Here is a 1,502-nt window from a genome sequence, read left to right as displayed (position 1 = left end):
CTCCTCGGTCGGTCACCGGAGGCGTATCAGGAACCTGGTGGGCGTGCAATCGGCGGAGATTATTGCCGGGGCGTCGGTCGCGCTGCGCCGTTTGCACGCCCACCAGAACCCTGATAAGGGCTGCGCCTGCCCGACCGAGGAGAGAGCCCCACCCCTGGCTGGATCCTTGCGGAGGGTCCGTGGCCCGGACCGTCGCGCCCGGTGCAGCATCGCGCATCACGCCTGAGCTCGCATCACCCGCGGTGGACGCCCGTGATGCAGGATCTTGTACCTCCTGCGGCGAACGGCCTCGCGATCCAGGACCGTGTATCACGCGTGGCGCACGACCGTATGGCGCAGGATCTTGCTTGCCTCACCCGTGGTGGACGACCGTGTGGTGCTGGGAGCAGTACAGCTTCAGGTTCTCCACCGTCGTCTGCCCGCCCTTCGCATACGGGGTGGTGTGGTGGGCGTGGAGGGCGAAGGTGATCGGGCGGTCGCATCCGGGGTATCGGCAGTTCCGGTCGCGCCAGGCAAGAAACCCCCGCTGTTCGGCCGACGCCAGCCGTGCCGCCGGGTCGCGGTCCACCGGTACCCCGTCCCACACTCCGGTCTGGCCGTCGAGCATCAGGGTGTGGCGCCGAGGATTCCCCTGCTTCGGCAGAAGTCTCGCGGGGATCAGCGCTCCGAATGCGGTGCGGGCGCAGCCGGCGGGAATCTCGGCCTCGGCCGGTGCAGGATCCTGCATCGTCACCGCGAGTGCGGGCAGGGAGAAGTGGGCGCCGCGCTGCTCGACCGTGGCATCCAGAAACACCTGCGCCATCCGCGTGATGGCTTCGGCGTTCATCTGCTCGGTCGTGCGCACATCCTCCGCCACGACCTCGGTGCCGTCGAACTGCCGGGCCCGGATCATCTCCGCGACCTGCAACTCCACCGCGGCCTGGAGTACCGCGCCGCGGGCCGGGTCGAGCAGGATCTCACACCGGCGCATCTCCCCGTCCGCCGCGACACCGATCCGGGCGAAGGAGCGCTCACGCTGCTGCGCGTGGCGCACCTCCACCGACCCGGGATCGGTGTGCTCCTCCAGCGCCCGCACCCGCTCCAGCCCCGCCCGCGCCCCCTGCTCACGGGCGACGCGCAACGTTTCAGCCACCTCCGGTGCCGGATCCAGGCCCGTGCGGCGCACCGCCTTGACCGTCCGCGCCACCGCCCGTACGGAATCCTGCCCGACGCTTCCCGAGCACAGCTCCCGCTCGAGCTGCGGCACCGTCGCGAGCAACCGGGCGTCCTGCGCGAGCCCGCGGGCGCGTCCTTCGGTCACATCCAGCACGGCGGCCAGCCACGGGCCGATACCCCCGCGCGCGATACCGAGCCGGTCCCCCTCCGCCACCATCGCCAGCAGCAACCCGTTCAGGGCCTGCGCCGCCCGACCCACCTCCACGATCCCGCACCGCACCTCGCCCGCCACAGCCTCATCGCGCCCCGGCTCGACCTGCCGCGCCCGCTCCAGCAGACCCCGCACC

At 71.6% G+C, this 1,502-nt stretch carries 1 protein-coding gene; it reads right to left on the bottom strand.

The features are described from left to right. Positions 1-352: 352 nt before the first annotated feature. A partial coding sequence (locus KDL01_RS41055) for an HNH endonuclease signature motif containing protein (RefSeq protein ID WP_212534133.1) occupies positions 353-1,502 on the bottom strand: 1,150 nt, incomplete at its 5' end.

The sequence above is a fragment of the Actinospica durhamensis genome (assembly GCF_018139695.1).
Taxonomy (GTDB): Bacteria; Actinomycetota; Actinomycetes; order Streptomycetales; family Catenulisporaceae; genus Actinospica; species Actinospica durhamensis.
The sequence above is the reverse complement of the archived record's forward strand: the minus strand, read 5'-3'. Positions and strand labels throughout refer to the sequence as shown.